Annotated in this window: 14 protein-coding genes and 1 pseudogene; 4 read left to right on the forward strand and 11 right to left on the reverse strand. The window is 68.5% G+C overall.

All coding sequences use genetic code 11. The features are described 5' to 3' along the window. Positions 1 to 31: 31 nt before the first annotated feature. Complete coding sequence (locus tag U5N23_RS17445) at positions 32 to 988, reverse strand: EamA family transporter (protein WP_322594044.1); 957 nt, start codon at positions 986 to 988, stop codon at positions 32 to 34. Positions 989 to 1,058: 70 nt separating this feature from the next. On the opposite strand from U5N23_RS17445, the gene U5N23_RS17450 reads away from it, so the two are divergent. Next, positions 1,059 to 1,547, forward strand: coding sequence for an Lrp/AsnC family transcriptional regulator (locus U5N23_RS17450; protein WP_322594045.1), 489 nt, complete (start codon positions 1,059 to 1,061; stop codon positions 1,545 to 1,547). 144 nt (positions 1,548 to 1,691) lie between these two features. On the opposite strand, the gene U5N23_RS17455 is transcribed toward U5N23_RS17450, so the two are convergent. The 7 genes and pseudogenes from U5N23_RS17455 to U5N23_RS17480 form a co-directional block, all read right to left on the reverse strand. Continuing rightward, positions 1,692 to 2,519, reverse strand: coding sequence for an aspartate dehydrogenase (locus tag U5N23_RS17455; RefSeq protein ID WP_322594046.1), 828 nt, complete (start codon positions 2,517 to 2,519; stop codon positions 1,692 to 1,694). Beyond that, positions 2,516 to 3,118, reverse strand: a complete 603-nt coding sequence (locus U5N23_RS17460) for a 3-hydroxyanthranilate 3,4-dioxygenase (protein ID WP_322594047.1) — start codon at positions 3,116 to 3,118, stop codon at positions 2,516 to 2,518. The genes U5N23_RS17455 and U5N23_RS17460 overlap by 4 nt, the downstream gene beginning before the upstream one ends. Positions 3,119 to 3,126: 8 nt before the next feature. Then, the gene (locus tag U5N23_RS33155) at positions 3,127 to 3,771 is read right to left on the reverse strand and encodes a CoxG family protein (RefSeq protein WP_416208640.1); all 645 of its coding nucleotides are present in this window, start codon (positions 3,769 to 3,771) and stop codon (positions 3,127 to 3,129) included. Beyond that, positions 3,745 to 4,554 (reverse strand): annotated as a pseudogene (locus tag U5N23_RS33160) (FAD binding domain-containing protein); the annotation flags it as partial. The pseudogene U5N23_RS33160 and the gene U5N23_RS33155, both read right to left, overlap by 27 nt. Continuing rightward, positions 4,551 to 5,042 carry a (2Fe-2S)-binding protein gene (locus U5N23_RS17470; protein WP_322594049.1) on the reverse strand — a complete coding sequence of 164 codons (492 nt, stop codon included), beginning with the start codon at positions 5,040 to 5,042 and terminating at the stop codon, positions 4,551 to 4,553. The gene U5N23_RS17470 and the pseudogene U5N23_RS33160, both read right to left, overlap by 4 nt. Positions 5,043 to 5,067: 25 nt before the next feature. After that, on the reverse strand, positions 5,068 to 6,048 hold the full coding sequence (locus U5N23_RS17475) for a dihydrodipicolinate synthase family protein (protein WP_322594050.1): 981 nt from the start codon (positions 6,046 to 6,048) through the stop codon (positions 5,068 to 5,070). A gap of 31 nt (positions 6,049 to 6,079) precedes the next feature. Further along, the gene (locus U5N23_RS17480) at positions 6,080 to 8,215 is read right to left on the reverse strand and encodes a xanthine dehydrogenase family protein molybdopterin-binding subunit (protein WP_322594051.1); all 2,136 of its coding nucleotides are present in this window, start codon (positions 8,213 to 8,215) and stop codon (positions 6,080 to 6,082) included. An 82-nt stretch (positions 8,216 to 8,297) separates the two neighbouring features. On the opposite strand from U5N23_RS17480, the gene U5N23_RS17485 reads away from it, so the two are divergent. The 3 genes from U5N23_RS17485 (at position 8,298) to U5N23_RS17495 (ending at position 11,267) form a co-directional block, all read left to right on the forward strand. Beyond that, positions 8,298 to 9,218: a LysR family transcriptional regulator gene (locus tag U5N23_RS17485; RefSeq protein WP_322594052.1), complete on the forward strand. Its 921-nt coding sequence runs from the start codon at positions 8,298 to 8,300 to the stop codon at positions 9,216 to 9,218. A 111-nt stretch (positions 9,219 to 9,329) separates the two neighbouring features. After that, a complete protein-coding gene (locus tag U5N23_RS17490; RefSeq protein ID WP_322594053.1) occupies positions 9,330 to 10,358 on the forward strand; it encodes a tripartite tricarboxylate transporter substrate binding protein in 1,029 nt (342 codons plus the stop codon). 42 nt (positions 10,359 to 10,400) lie between these two features. Further along, complete coding sequence (locus U5N23_RS17495) at positions 10,401 to 11,267, forward strand: VOC family protein (protein ID WP_322594054.1); 867 nt, start codon at positions 10,401 to 10,403, stop codon at positions 11,265 to 11,267. 127 nt (positions 11,268 to 11,394) lie between these two features. Here the strand turns inward: U5N23_RS17495 and U5N23_RS17500 are convergent, their stop codons facing one another. Genes U5N23_RS17500 through phnD form a run of 3 tightly spaced genes read right to left on the reverse strand, consistent with a single transcriptional unit; the run spans position 11,395 to position 13,759 of the window. Further along, positions 11,395 to 11,952 carry a phosphonate degradation HD-domain oxygenase gene (locus tag U5N23_RS17500; RefSeq protein ID WP_322594055.1) on the reverse strand — a complete coding sequence of 186 codons (558 nt, stop codon included), beginning with the start codon at positions 11,950 to 11,952 and terminating at the stop codon, positions 11,395 to 11,397. A gap of 11 nt (positions 11,953 to 11,963) precedes the next feature. Beyond that, the gene (gene phnE, locus U5N23_RS17505; RefSeq protein ID WP_322594056.1) at positions 11,964 to 12,770 is read right to left on the reverse strand and encodes a phosphonate ABC transporter, permease protein PhnE; all 807 of its coding nucleotides are present in this window, start codon (positions 12,768 to 12,770) and stop codon (positions 11,964 to 11,966) included. A 41-nt stretch (positions 12,771 to 12,811) separates the two neighbouring features. Next, positions 12,812 to 13,759, reverse strand: a complete 948-nt coding sequence (gene phnD, locus U5N23_RS17510) for a phosphonate ABC transporter substrate-binding protein (RefSeq protein WP_322594057.1) — start codon at positions 13,757 to 13,759, stop codon at positions 12,812 to 12,814. Positions 13,760 to 13,781 lie beyond the last annotated feature (22 nt).

Consider the following 13,781-nt stretch of genomic DNA (forward strand, 5'->3'; position numbering starts at 1 on the left):
GCTCAGGGCGCGCCGGGCCTGTCAACAAGCCCTATCCCGCCTGGCCTGCGCCGCTTTCCAGCGCGGCTGGCGCACGGCGCCCCCAACGTTCCATGAGCGCCTTGCCGTAGAGGATGAACACCAGCGCCGCGCCGATCAGCGGCAAAGCCGCATACACCCAGCCCGTGAGCAGCTCGCCGCCCAGCGCCACACCCACCAGCAGGGCCACGGCCGGGTTCACGAACGAATAGCTGCCGGCCAGCGCAGCCGAAGTGTTCTGCAGCAGCCACAGGTAGGCATTGAGCGCCACCAGCGTGCCGAAGAACAGCAGGTACACCCAGGCCGCCCAGGACTTCGCACTGACCTGGCCGAGTGCACTGACCGGCTCGAAGCACAGCGCCACCACCAGGCCCATGGCACCGCCCGTGAACCATTGCGCTGCCGAGGCCATGGCGGGTGCAGGCAAGGACAGCCGGCGCGATGCGTAGGAGCCGATGCTCCAGCACAGCGGCGCGCCAAAGGCCAGCAGCGCACCCAGCCAGGTGGCCGAGAAGTCACCCTCCATCGCCAGCAGCAGCGCCCCCACCACGCCCAGGCCCAGGCCGATCCAGCTGGTCGCGGGCACGCGCTCACCGCCCCAGCGCGACCACAGCGCCAGCCACATGGGCATGGTGGTGACCACCGTGGCCATCAGGCCCGAGCCGATGCCCATCTTCTGCGCAAAGCCCATGAGGTTCATCGCCAGGAACGCCATGCACCCGCCGACGACGGCCGAGTTGCACCACTGCACGGCCGTGGGCAGGGCATGGCCCTGCCACAGCGCCACCGCCAGCATGATGGCGCCCGCACAGAGGAAGCGGATGGCGTTCATCAGCAGCGGCGGCATGGTCTGCACTGCAATGCCGATGGCGAAATAGGTCGTGCCCCAGACCACGTAGACCAGCAACAAGGCGATGGCGATAGCCCACACACGGTGCTTGCCTGCTTGCGCATTGAAAAATGTCGGCATATTCTTCACCTGACCGGAAAATTTATGGAAATCACAGGGATTTCGGAATTTTTACCAAATTCATGCGCTTATGCAAGCAAATATTCAGACAGATGAGATAGACGCCAGAATTATTTCTGCCTTGGGCACCGATGGCCGACGTTCATACGCCGACGTCGGGGCCGAAGTGGGCCTCTCGACGGCTGCCGTGCATGAGCGGGTGAAGAAGATGCTGGACAAGGGTGTGATCCGCCGTTTCTCGATCAGCGTGGACCATGAACGCGTGGGGCTGAACTTCACGGCCTTCGTCGCCATCCGCAACGATGGCGGCATCCACTGCCGCGACGTGGCGCCGCGCTTGCGCGCCATGCCGCAGGTGGAAGAGCTGCACAGCGTGGCCGGCGAATACGACTTCCTGGCCAAGATACGCACCACGCATGCGCGGGCGCTCGAAGACGTGATCTACGAGATCAAGGCCATTGCCGGCGTGGCCCGAACCACCAGCACCGTGGTGCTCAACACCGAGTTCGAGGACCGCCCGCTGGACCTGAACTGGATGAATGAAAAGAGCACCCCCTGAGTCGCTTCGCGCCTTCCCCCTCTCTCATATTGCTTCGCAATCTGGGAGGGGGACGCCCCCGGTGCGGCGGGGCGGCCCTTGCACGGTGGCACTCGCCTCGGGCACGTCCGTTCCATCCGCCGCTCGCTATGGATAGCCGAGAGGTCAGATGGCGATGCCCGGCAGGGCATTGCGCACCGCGCGCACCAGGCTGTAGACCGTCAGCGCCGAGGTCTTGGGGTTGGCCGCCAACGGCAGGTTCTCCATCTGCAGCTCAAGGCGGCCGAAGGCGCCGCGCGCGATGACGGTGTGCAGGTTGCGCACCACACCCGGATCGGCCACCAGCTCCACCTGGGTGCGGTCCAGCCCCAGCCCGGCCAGCGACACCGTGGCGGCGACGTTGGCGTTCTTCGGAAACTGGGCAGCCGCCTGGCGCGCGCTGCCGCGAAAGACCACCTGCGGCACTGCCAGCCGCGCCAGGTCGAACGCCAGCTCGGCCGGCGTGCCCGCCCAGCTCAACGGCGGCTTGCGCCCTACGTAGATCACCTCGTCGAGCCCGCCGAAACGCGCTGCCGCCAAGGCGTCGATACCGCCGATGGCGCCGGCCACCAGTTGCAGCCGGGTGCCACCCTCCTGGACCGCCGCCTCCAGCCGTGCGAGCAGATCCGCATCGTGCAGGGCGCCGACCGAGGCCATGGCACAGGGGACACCCGCCTGCAGCGCGGGCACCACATGGGCCAGCACCGCGGTATGGCCCGCGCATTCGACCACCAGATCGGGGCGCTGCCCCGGCCTGAGATCCAGCGTGCTGGCCACGCGCACCTCCGGCGCAAGCGCCACGCAGGCCACCTGGGCGGCCGCGAGGGACGCCGGGGACACGATGACCTGCGCCAGGTGCACACGGCCATCGCCCGCCAGTTCCTGCGCCAGGGCTTGGCCGATGGCCCCAAAGCCGACCACGGCAAGCCGCAGCGGTGTGCGGTGCCCTGTCATGCGGCGGTGCCGGGGAAATGTTCCCCACAGCGCGCATGCCAGCGGCGCCAGTCACGGCCCGGGTGCACCTCGCCGCAGTGCGCGCAGGTGCGCTCGGCCGGTGCGCAATCGTAGAACGCGGTGTAGGTGCGCGGCAGGTCTTCGACGATGCTTTGCAGCTGCAACTCGCTGCGCACCACCAGACCACCGCAGGCCGCGCAGTACCACTCGAAGGCGTCGATGGAGCCCACGGGCCGGTTGCGCTCCACCACCGTGCACAGGCTGCCTGGCTCGGGGCGCTGGGGCGAGTGGCGCACGTGGGCGGGCAACAGGAAGATGTCGCCCTCGCGCAGGTGCACGCGCTCGAACTTGCCGCGGTCGGCGATCAGCAGCGAGGCGTTGCCCTTGAACTGGTGGAAGTATTCCTCGTAGGGGTCGTCGTGGAAGTCGGTGCGCTCGTTGGGGCCGCCCACCACGGTGCAGACCAGGTCGGCGTTCTGCCAGATCTGCTGGTTGCCCACGGGCGGTTGCAGGCGCGCGCTGTGGGCATCGAGCCAGTGCTGGAAGTTCAGGGGTTGGCTGTAGTGGTCGTAGGCCAGCTCGGCCGGTTGGTAGGGCATGGGGACACTCACTTTCGAAACAGGGAAATCCAGCGTGCCAGCAGGCGCTGCAGCCTGTGCCACGGGGAAAGGGGAGGCGGGCGATCGGCGGGCACGCCCAGCACCCGGCCGAAACGCGCGAAGAACTCTTCGCTGAGCTTGCGCGAGCTGGCCTCGACCAGCCGGTTGCCGAACTGCGCCAGGCGCCCGCTGAGCTGCACCTGCACCCACCAGTGCAGCAGCGTGCCACCATCGGCCGTGGGCGTAAAGCGCACCCGCGCCCTGCCCTGGCCGCTGCCCAGGGCGCCCGCCTGGCCGACGAAGACCATGGTCAGCGACCGGGGCGGCTGCAGGTCGTGCAGCGTCACATCGCTCTTGAAGCGCACCGACAGCGGGCCCAGGCCGACCTTGACCGTGGCCTCGTAGTCCGTGGGGCTGCGCTGAGCCAGCGCCTCGCAGCCAGGGATGCTGGCCTGCAGGTTCTGTGCATCGAGGATGGCCTGCCAGACCTGGGCCGGCGGTGCCGCCAGCAACTGCCGGCCACCGAAGCCATCCTTGGGCGCTGCTTCGCTGTCTGACGTTGCCGGCGCCTGCTGGTCAGCCAGTGGTGCCAGTGGCGCATGGCGCGGCTGCGCCTCGCCCGTGAGGGCGGCTACGCAGCGCCGGGCGAGCACACCCGCCAGGTGGCAGCGGTAGCCGGCCGAGGCATGCAGGTCGCCCAGCGCCGTGAGGCTATCGGGTGCGACGGCAGACAGGGCTACCAGGCCGAGTTGGCCGCTGAGCGCCTTTTCGGCATCGGGCCAGCGCGTGACGCCCACGCCCAGCCCGGTCACGGCCACGCGCACCTGGCCCGCCCCGGTATGTGCCACGGCCACGCCGACCAGCGCAAAGCGCGAGGCCGGTTGCTCGAACTTGAGGTAGTGCAGGCCCGCCATCTGAGGAAAGCGCACGCCGACGATCAGCTCGCCCGGTTCCAGCGCCGTGGTGTACAGGCCCTGGAAGTAGGCATCGGCCGCGATCTCGCGCCGCGAGGTGACGATGGTGGCACCCGCTGCCAGCACGCCCGCTGGCCAGCAGGCCGCAGGATCGTTGTGTGCGAGCGAGCCGCCGAGGGTGCCCATGTTGCGCACCTGCGCATCGGCAATGCCGCCGGCCAGGGCCGCCAGGCCGGGCGCAAAGCCACGCACGGTGGCGCTGGCCGCGACGCTGGCGTGTGTGGCCATGGCGCCGATCCAGAGCGCAGGCGCGCCGTCCGGCCCGGTTTCCACACGGATGTCGCGCAGGCCCGGCACGTCCTGCAGGTCGACCAGCAGCGATGGCGTGGCCATGCCCAGCTTCATCGCGGCCAGCAGGGATTGGCCGCCCGCGAGCCAGGCCTGGCTGCCTTCCGGCGTGGGGGTCATCAGCGCCAGCGCCTCGGCCAGCGAGGTGGGGCGCTCAAAGTCCAGTGCGTTCATGCCGGCTCCGCTCCGCGCATGGCAGTGAGTCCTTCGCAGACCGCCTTCACGATGCCTTCATAGCCCGTGCAGCGGCACAGGTTGCCACCCAGGGCATGGCGCACCCAGTGCGGGTCGATGGATTCGCCAGCAGCCTCGGGCTCGTCGGCCATGGCCACCGCGCGCATCAGAAAGCCCGGCGTGCAAAAGCCGCACTGCAACGCGTGGTGCCGGCTGAAGGCCTGCTGCATCGGGTGCAATTGGTCAGGCGCGGGGGCCAGGCCCTCGACCGTGCGCACCGCCCTGCCCTGCACCTGCAGGGCCAGCACGTTGCACGACTTCACGGCCCGACCATCCACCTGCACCGTGCAGGCGCCGCACTGGGCCGTGTCGCAGCCCTGGTGCGTGCCGCGCAGGCCCAGCGGCCCACGCAGGCAGTCGACCAGCAGGGTGTTGGAATCGACCTGCACGCTGCATGCGCTGCCATTGACCTGCAGCTGGATCGGCATGCTCTGGCTCATTCGGGTGCGCGCATCAGGCCAGGCGCAGGCCACAGCCCGCAAAGGCTTCGCGCGTGGCGGCCATCTCGGCGTCGGTCATGTTCAGCAGCGGCCGGCGCACCGGGCCGCCATGCTGGCCCAGCAGCTCCTGCCAGGCCTTGCCGTGCGCCTGCGGCTTGCCGGCGGGCTTGCTGGCGCGGAACGCGGTGCGCACCGGCTCCAGGCTGTCGCGCACCTTGCGCGCCTCGGCGTGCTGGCCGGCAAACGCGAGCCGGGTGTACTCGTTCATGCGCTGGTCCACCTTGGTCTGCAGCAGGAAGGGCGGTGTCGAGCACAGGTAGAGCTTCCAGTTGAGTTCGATGATGTTCTCCAGCCAATCCTCCTCGGAGGGGTTGCTCACCTGGATCTTGTGGCCGGCCAGTTCGGTCAGGCGCTTGTAGCGGGCGCGGTCGGCGCTGTACTTGATGGCCACGATGTTGGGCAGGTCGGCGATGCGGTTGCACAGCTCGGGGCTCATGGTGTAGCCGCAGTCGGGGTGGTTCCACATGGCGATGCCGATGTCCAGTTGCTCCGAGAGGTAGCGGTAGTACTCGTAGATGGTCTCTTCGGTGTCGGCGCCGAAGTGCAGCACCGGGCTGTGCACGATCACGTAGTCGGCGCCCGCGTTGGCCGAATGGCGCGCCAGGTCGAGCACCACGTCGAGGTTGGTGTCCGAGCACGAGGTGATGATGCCGCAGCGGCCGATGCCGCCTCGGTCGCCCGCGGCCTGCGCGGCCTCGACCGACAGGGTGATGAGGCGCTTGCGCTCCTCGACCGACATGGCGAAGAACTCGGCCTGCTTGCCCGCGATGAACAGGCCGCCGAGCTTGAGGTCGCGGATCCAGTGGTCCATGTTCTGGCGCAGCGCCTTCTCGTCGATGCGCAGTGCCTCGTCGAAGGGGGTGAGGTTGGCCGCCCAGACGCCGACGAAATGTTCGCGGGCGTATTCCTTGGCTTCTGATTTCTTGTAGTCCATGGTGTTTTTCCTTTCAAGACATGGGTTCGGTTCAGGCAGCCTGGCCGCTCATCGCGCGCCAGAACTGTTCGGAGGTGAGGGGAAACTGCAGCGCGCATTCGCCCAGTGGCGCCAGCGCATCGCGCGCCGCGTTCATCAGCGCGGCCGGCACGCCGATGCAGCCGGCCTCGCCCACGCCCTTGGCGCCCAGCAGGTTGTGCGGGCTGGGCGTGGCAAAGCTCTCGATGTCGATGAAGGGCGGCATGTCGTCGGCGCGCGGTGCGGCGTAGTCCATCAGCGAGCCGGTCACGAGTTGGCCGGCGCCGTCGTAGACCAGGCGCTCCAGCATGGCCTGGCCCAGGCCCTGGGCCAGCCCGCCGATCAACTGGCCCTTGGCCAGCGTGGGGTGGACGATGTGGCCGGCGTCGTCGGCCCATGTGATCTGCTCGATGGTGGGGCGGCCGGTGTCGCGGTCGACCGCCATGCGCGCGATCACGCAGCCGTAGCTCCAGGCCTCACCGGCGGTGAAGCGGCCCTCCGAAGACAAGGGCAGCGCCTCGCCCGCCGCGCGCCGCGCCAGGAGGTCGCGGCAGGCCTGCACGATGGCGCTGCCTGCGATGGCCGTGCTGCGGCTGGCCAGTGCGCCCACGCCCGGGGGGCACAGGGCCGTGTCGCCGTAGACCACGGTGATGGCCTCTTCGGCCAGGCCCAGCGCTTCGCCAGCGATGCGCGCATAGGTAGTGCCATGGCCCTGGCCCTGGGCTGGCGACCCCGTGGCCACGGTCACGCGGCCGTCTGCGTGCCAGTCCACGCGCGCCGATTCCCAGCCCACGCCGCAGGGCTCGACGTAGAGCGCCAGGCCGATGCCCACCACCTCGCCATCGGCGCGGCGCTGGCGCTGCAATTCACGCTGCGCCTCGTAGCCGAAGCGCTCGCAGGCCAGCTCCAGCGCACGCCGGTAGTCGCCGCTGTCGAACACCTCGCCGGTGGGCGTGGTGTAGGGCATGTCCGCCGCCTCCACCAGGTTGCGCCGGCGCAGTTCCACGGGGTCGATGCCCGCCGCGCGCGCCGCCTGTTCGACCAGGGTCTCCATCAGCAGTGCGGCCTCGGGCCGGCCCGCGCCGCGGTAGATCGTGACCGGTGCCGTGTGCGCCAGGCCGGCACGGCCCTGCACATCGAGCCGCGCCACGCGGTAGGGCCCGGGCAGGATGCGCGCCGTGTTGCGCAGCGGCACGACGGCCGAGAACGGCAACCAGGCACCGAGCGTGAAATGCAGCTCGGCCTGCAGCGCAGCAAAGCGCCCTTGCGCCGTGACGGACAGCCGGCCCGCCAGGCGCGCACCGCGGCCATGCATGCCGGAAGTGAATTCGTCCGAGCGCGTCGATATCCAGCGCACCGAGGCACCCAGCCGCCGCGCGGCCAGGGGGATGGCAATGTCCTCAGGGCACAGCGAAGACCTGGCGCCGAACGCACCGCCCACGTTGCCGGTGATGACGCGCACGCGCGCTTCGTCCCAGCCGAGCGCGGCGGCGATGTCGGCCTGCGCCCGGGTCGGCGACTGCGTGCCCAGGTGGACCGTGAGGCGGGTTGTTGCCGCATCGGCATCGCCATGCCAGTGCGCGAGCATGCCGCGCGGCTCCATCGACAGGGCCAGCACGCGCGGCACCTCCAGCGCGGCATGGACCTCGCAGGCCACGGCAGCATGGCTGCCCGAGGCTTCGAAGTGGTGCGCCACCTCGGTCACAGGGCTCGCAGCATCGAAATCCAGCACGGGTGCCAGCGGTTCGATGTCCAGTTGCACGCACGCCGCAGCCTGCTGCGCCTGGGCCAGCGAACGGGCGAGCACCAGCGCCACGGGCTGGCCGACATAGACCACCTCGCCGCGCGCCAGCGGCCCGATGCGAGGAACGCTGGCCACGGGCAGCAGCGCGTTGGGCGGGGGCATGTGGACCACGCGGCCGGCATCCGACGGGGCCAGCAGGGATGCGGCCGTAAGCACCGCCACGACACCGTCGGACTGCTCGGCCGCGCCGGTCGCGATGGACCGCAACCGGCCGTGCGGCGAGGGTGAGCGCACGAACACCGCATGCAGCACGCCTTCGGCCACCACGTCGCCGGTGTACTGCCCACGGCCCGTGAGCAGGGCGGTGTCTTCGCGGCGAAGGGGGGTAAAGGCCTGGTTCAGCATGGATCGGATTAGACCGAGGCACCCCTCGCCGGGCAATCGCATAATTTTGAAGGACTTTGAAGTTTGCCGACACAATCGCGCCATGGATCTTCTGGACAACCCCTCCAACCTCAGCCTGCGCCAGCTGCGCGCCTTCTGGCTCGTGGCGCATGAAGGCACCATGACCCGGGCTGCGGCACGCATGCACCTGACGATATCGGCGCTGTCGATGCTCGTGCGCACGCTGGAGGAAGAACTCGGCGTGCGCCTGTTCGAGCGCACCACGCGCCGCATCGAGCTGACCGAGGCCGGCCGCCAGTTCCTGCCCACGGTGCGCGACGTGTTCTTTGCACTCGACTCGGGCCTGCAGACGCTGCAGGAAAGCAAGCGGCGCAAGAGCGAGCGGCTCTCGGTCGTGACCTCGCCGCTGCTGGCGGCCAGCCTGGTGCCCGAGGTCATTGCGCGCTTTCGCGAGCATTTCCCCAACGTCACGGTGACCCTGGTGGATGCACCCGTGGAACAGGTCGTGGCGCACGTGCGCGAGGGCAAGTCGGACTTCGGCATCTGCACCGCCGACCTGGCCTCGACGGACCTGGTCTCGCAGGTGCTCTACAAGGACACGCTGGTGCTGGCCTGCAGCCCCGATCACCCGCTGGCCGAGCGCCGCGAAGCGAGCTGGGGCGACCTCACGGACCAGAGCCTGATCCTGCTGACCTCGAACACGGGCCTGCGCCGGCTGGCCGACCAGACCCTGGGCCAGCTCACGCTGCGCCTGAAGCCCGCGTTCGAGGTGGCCAACATCCAGACCGCCGTAGGACTCGTGGCGGCGGGCCTCGGGGTCTCGGTGCTGCCGGCCTACAGCCTGTCGCGGGTCGACGGGCAGCGCGTGGTCTCGGTGCCGCTGACCGACCCCGTGGTGACGCGTGAAATCGTCGCGCTGTGCACCCGCGCACGGCCATTTTCAATGGCCGCTGAAGCATTCTTGAAGCTGTTCACAAAATACGCGGACCAGGGCACGATTTAAGCGGCTTTTCAATCGGTTTTGCTGGTGTTGCCTCTGTTCAGCAGGGCAGTGCACCAGTACAAAAGTAAGGCGCCCTCACATGTCCCGGCGCACACACAAGGAAACCGATCCATGAAACCCCTTTGCGGCGCCAGCCCAACCCAGGCCCCCTCTTCCCCCTTGTCCCGCCGCCAGGCCCTGGTGCTGGGCGCCGGCAGCACCGCCGCCTGGCTGCACGCCACGCCATCGATGGCGAACACCTGGCCTTCCAAGCCCATCAAGATCACCACCGCAGCCTCCACCGGCAGCGGGCCCGATGTTTCGCTGCGCCTGGTGGCCGAGCAACTGTCGCGCCGCTGGGGCCAGCCGGTCATCGTCGACAACAAGCCCGGTGGCAACGGCGTGGTGGCCTTCAACGCGACGCGCAGCGCCGCATCGGACGGCCATGAGCTGATCCACCTGGACAGCAGCATGCTGACCTCCAACGTGCACCTGTACAGCCGCCTGCCCTACGACCCGCAGCGCGACTTCGCCCCGATCCGCCCCACGCTGCAGACCGACTTCTTCGTCGCCGTGGCCAAGGACAGCCCGTTCAAGTCCATCGACGACATCGTGCAGGCCGCCCAGGCCGCGCCGGAGCGCGTCACCTACGGCTCGTGGGGGCTGGGCAGCCCCGGCCACCTGGGCGCGCTGCGCCTGCTGGCCGCCACCAACACGCGCATGACCCATGTACCCTACAAGGAGATCCCGCAGCTGTTCGCGGCCGTGGCCACCGGCGAGGTGCAGTGGGCGCTGGGCAGCATCGCCAGCGCCGGGCCCATGGAGAAGTCGGGCCGCATCCGCTTCGTGGGCGTGGCGGCGCCGCAGCCCTCACCGTTTGCGCCCGGGGTGCCCGGCATGGCCGCCTCGGCACAGGCCAAGGCCTTCGTGGCCAACGCCTGGTTCGGCCTGTTCGCGCCACGCAACACGCCCAAACCCCTGCGCGAGAAGATCGCGGCGGACATCACCGAGATCCTGGCCACACCGGACCTCACCGACCGTTACCGCACGCTGGGCTACAACCGCTTCGACCAGACGCCCGACGGGTTCGGCGAGTACATTGGCCGGGAGACCCAGCTGTGGAGCCGCGTGATCGCCGATGCCAAGTTGAAGCTCGACTAGCAACGCACTGGTTGGCACAAGAATGACGGAGACAGAACGACAATGATTGCACTCAAGGACATCAGCTACGTGCGCCTGGGCACGCGTGACCTCGATGGCGCCTGCCGCTACGCCAGCGACATCCTGGGCCTGCGCGAAGGGCAGCGCTACGGGCCGCCCCGGCAGGGCAGGGCGGTGGGCTTTCGCAGCGATGCGCGCGAGCAGACGCTGGTGTACTTCGACGGCGACCCTGCGGACCACACCACCGGTTTCGAGGTCGCGTCCATGGACGCGCTGCAATCCGCCGCCGCCGAGCTCGAACGCCTGGGCCATGCGGTGCGCGAGGGCCGGGCCGATGAGTGCGAGCAGCGCCGCGTGCAGGCCTTCATCGGCTTCAAGGACCCGAGCGGCAACGCCATCGAATTGGCGGTCGCGCCCTTCCACAGCGGGGTGCGCTTCTTTCCGACGCGCGACACGGGCAACACCGGTTTTTCGCACGTGGGGCTGCGTAGCACCGACCCGGCGCGCGACGAGCGCTTTTGGACCACGGTGCTCAGCGCCAAGGTCAGCGACCGCATCGGCGCCGCCCCCTTGCTGCGCATCGACGAGGTGCACCACAAGATCGCGCTGTTTCCGTCGGCCTACGCAGGCGTGCAGCACATCAACCACCAGGTGGCGTCGATCGACGACCTGATGCGCGCCTGGTATCTGCTGCAATCGCGCGGCGTGCGCGTGGTGTTCGGCCCGGGCAAGCACCCGACCTCGGGCGCAATGTTTCTCTACTTCGAAGGGCCGGACGGCATGGTCTACGAGTTTTCGAGCGGCGTGCGCATGGTCACCGACCCGGATGCGCCGCCGCGCCAGTTCCCGTTCCACCCCACGTCGTTCTGCATGTGGGGATCGGTGCCCGACATTCCGGAATTCCGCTGATACGGATTTGCCTTCAACCGTCTAATGTCGTTGGTTCGCCTTGCCGTGCCAAAGCACTGTCTGCGGCTCCCCGCCTAGTTATACGGCCGAATGCAAATCCGTAGAAGGCACCCGTCGCCTTCGTTGCTCACTCCGCAGAGGCCACGCGCTCCATCAGCGCCAGGTAGTGCGGCAGCGGCGGCGTGGCGCGGCCGGGCACCTTGGCCAGGTCGTCGTAGCGGCGCAGGCGGATGGCCTCCTGCGCAAAGGCCTGCTCGGCAAACCGGGCGCATTCGACCAGGCCGTAGGCGCCGCCCTGCAGCTCCAGGCTGTGCTGCGACGCGGGTGAGAGCGAGGCCCAGTAGCCGGTATCCACCGCGCACAGGTAGCGCTTGGCGTCGACGTGCATGCGGATGGGCTCCAGCACCGCCTCGGGCAGCACGCCGCGCAGGAACGGCAGGGCCACGTACTGGTGCAGGTCGTCGTGGCGCGGTGCACGGGCCTCGTGCTCGGCCGCGGCGGGCGCCAGCAGGTGGCCCAGGTCGTGCAACAGGGCCGCGACGACGGTAGCGGGAGTCTCACCGGCTTCCTCGGCCAGGTGGGCGCATTGCAGCGCATGGTCGAGCTGGCTCACGGCCTCGCGGCCGTACTGCTTCTGGCCGCGCTCGGTGAGCAGCAGGGCGATGTCGTGCTGGGTCAGTGCCATGGTGGGAAGCCTCAGATCATGGTCTTGCGAATGCGGGCGGAGACCAGGTCGATCAGACTCACAGTCACCACGATGATGAGCATCACGGCGCAGGTCTCGGCGTACTGGAAGCCGCGGATGATCTCCCACAGCACCACGCCGATGCCACCGGCCCCCACCATGCCAACCACCGAGGCCGAGCGCACATTGGCTTCGAAGCGGTAGAGCGTGTAGGAGATCCACAGCGGGATCACCTGCGGGATCACGCCATAGATGATCTCGTGCAGGGCGCTCGCCCCCGTGGAGCGGATGCCCTCCACGGGCTGCGGGTCGATGGCCTCCACGGCTTCGGAGAACAGCTTGGCCAGCGTGCCCGTGGTGTGGATCCACAGCGCCAGCACGCCGGCGAACGGGCCCAGGCCCACGGCCACCACGAAGAGCATGGCGAACACCATCTCGTTGATGGCGCGGCAGGCGTCGAGCACGCGGCGCACCGGCTGGTTCACCCACCAGGGCGCGATGTTGGACGAGGCCAGCAGTGCCAGCGGCACGGCGGTGACCACCGCGAGCGCCGTGCCCCACAGCGCGATCTGCAGGGTGACCAGCATCTCCTGCACGTAGATCTGCCACTGCCCAAAGTTGGGCGGGAAGAACTCGGACGCGTACCGGGCCATGTTGCCCGAGTCCTTGATGAGATCGAGCGGGCGCATGTCGGCGCCCTCCCAGGACGCGGCCAACACCAGCAGCAGGATGCCCCAGGACAGGTACCAGGCGAGGCTGCGCTTGGGCGCAGTGGTGCTCGCCAGGGTCGCGAGCGAGGGGGTCAGTGCAGAAGACATGGTGAGGGCTGGCCGGACGCGTTGCGTGTTTGCTTACTTGTTTACTTCAGGGAGGCCAGTTGCTGGTCGATCTCGGCCAGGCGGGTCTTCTTGTCGCCATCGGCCAGGGTGGCGTCGGCCTCGATCTTGTTGCGCTTGCCGAACAGGTCGAGCTGGCGGATGGGCATGAGCTGCGCGTTGGTCGACGGCTTGAAGCCCGAGAGCTTGGAGATCTTCATGACGATCTCCTTCTCGCGCGCATCGGTCTTGGCGTAGTTGTAGAAGAAGTTCTTGAGGCTGGTCTTGGTGGCCTCGGGCAGTTCCTTGTGCATGACCAGCGGGTCGAGCGCGATCAGCGGCGAGGTCCAGACGATCTTGATGTCCTTGAACTTCTCAGGCTGGCGGTCCTTGATCTTGTCGAGGTTTTCGCTGTTGTTGGTGGCCACGTCGACCTGCTTGTTGGCCACGGCCAGGGCGTTGGTCTCATGGTTGGCGCTGCGCACGACCTTGAAATGGGTCTTGGCGTCGATCTTGTTCTGGGCAAAGGCGTAGTAGCCGGGCACCAGGAAGCCCGAGGTGGAGTTGGGGTCGCCATTGCCGAAGCTCAGCGACTTGCCGTTCTTGAGCACGTCGTCCAGCGTGGCCAGGGGGCTGTCCTTGTGCACGATGAGGTGCGAGTAGTAGCCCTGGGTGCCGTCGGCGTTCACCATCTGCGCGAACACTTCGGCGTTGGCACGGTCCACGGCTTCCATGGCCGACTTGTTGCCCAGCCAGGCCACCTGCACCTTGTTGAAACGCATGCCTTCGATGATGCCGGCATAGTCCGGGGCGAAAAAGGCGCGGACCTTCAGGCCCGTCTGCTTGGCCATGTCGTCCAGCAGGGGCTGCCAGTCGGCCTTGAGGTTCTGCGTGGCCTCGGTCGAGATGATGCCGAAGTTGATGTCCTGGGCGAAGGCGCCCGTGGTCATGCCCAGGCCGAGGGCCAGGGCTGTGCACAGTTTCTTGATCATGGATGGCTCCTGAAGGGTGAAA

The sequence above is a fragment of the Acidovorax sp. genome (assembly GCF_034519795.1).
Classification (GTDB): domain Bacteria; phylum Pseudomonadota; class Gammaproteobacteria; order Burkholderiales; family Burkholderiaceae_C; genus Acidovorax.

What these genes read in the sequence shown, in the direction of transcription:
- U5N23_RS17445 (WP_322594044.1), bottom strand. Translation starts at nt 988, where the DNA reads ATGCCGACATTTTTCAATGCGCAAGCAGGCAAGCACCGTGTGTGGGCT.
- U5N23_RS17450 (WP_322594045.1), top strand. Translation starts at nt 1,059, where the DNA reads ATGCAAGCAAATATTCAGACAGATGAGATAGACGCCAGAATTATTTCT.
- U5N23_RS17455 (WP_322594046.1), bottom strand. Translation starts at nt 2,519, where the DNA reads ATGACAGGGCACCGCACACCGCTGCGGCTTGCCGTGGTCGGCTTTGGG.
- U5N23_RS17460 (WP_322594047.1), bottom strand. Translation starts at nt 3,118, where the DNA reads ATGCCCTACCAACCGGCCGAGCTGGCCTACGACCACTACAGCCAACCC.
- U5N23_RS17470 (WP_322594049.1), bottom strand. Translation starts at nt 5,042, where the DNA reads ATGCCGATCCAGCTGCAGGTCAATGGCAGCGCATGCAGCGTGCAGGTC.
- U5N23_RS17475 (WP_322594050.1), bottom strand. Translation starts at nt 6,048, where the DNA reads ATGGACTACAAGAAATCAGAAGCCAAGGAATACGCCCGCGAACATTTC.
- U5N23_RS17480 (WP_322594051.1), bottom strand. Translation starts at nt 8,215, where the DNA reads ATGCTGAACCAGGCCTTTACCCCCCTTCGCCGCGAAGACACCGCCCTG.
- U5N23_RS17485 (WP_322594052.1), top strand. Translation starts at nt 8,298, where the DNA reads ATGGATCTTCTGGACAACCCCTCCAACCTCAGCCTGCGCCAGCTGCGC.
- U5N23_RS17490 (WP_322594053.1), top strand. Translation starts at nt 9,330, where the DNA reads ATGAAACCCCTTTGCGGCGCCAGCCCAACCCAGGCCCCCTCTTCCCCC.
- U5N23_RS17495 (WP_322594054.1), top strand. Translation starts at nt 10,401, where the DNA reads ATGATTGCACTCAAGGACATCAGCTACGTGCGCCTGGGCACGCGTGAC.
- U5N23_RS17500 (WP_322594055.1), bottom strand. Translation starts at nt 11,952, where the DNA reads ATGGCACTGACCCAGCACGACATCGCCCTGCTGCTCACCGAGCGCGGC.
- phnE (WP_322594056.1), bottom strand. Translation starts at nt 12,770, where the DNA reads ATGTCTTCTGCACTGACCCCCTCGCTCGCGACCCTGGCGAGCACCACT.
- phnD (WP_322594057.1), bottom strand. Translation starts at nt 13,759, where the DNA reads ATGATCAAGAAACTGTGCACAGCCCTGGCCCTCGGCCTGGGCATGACC.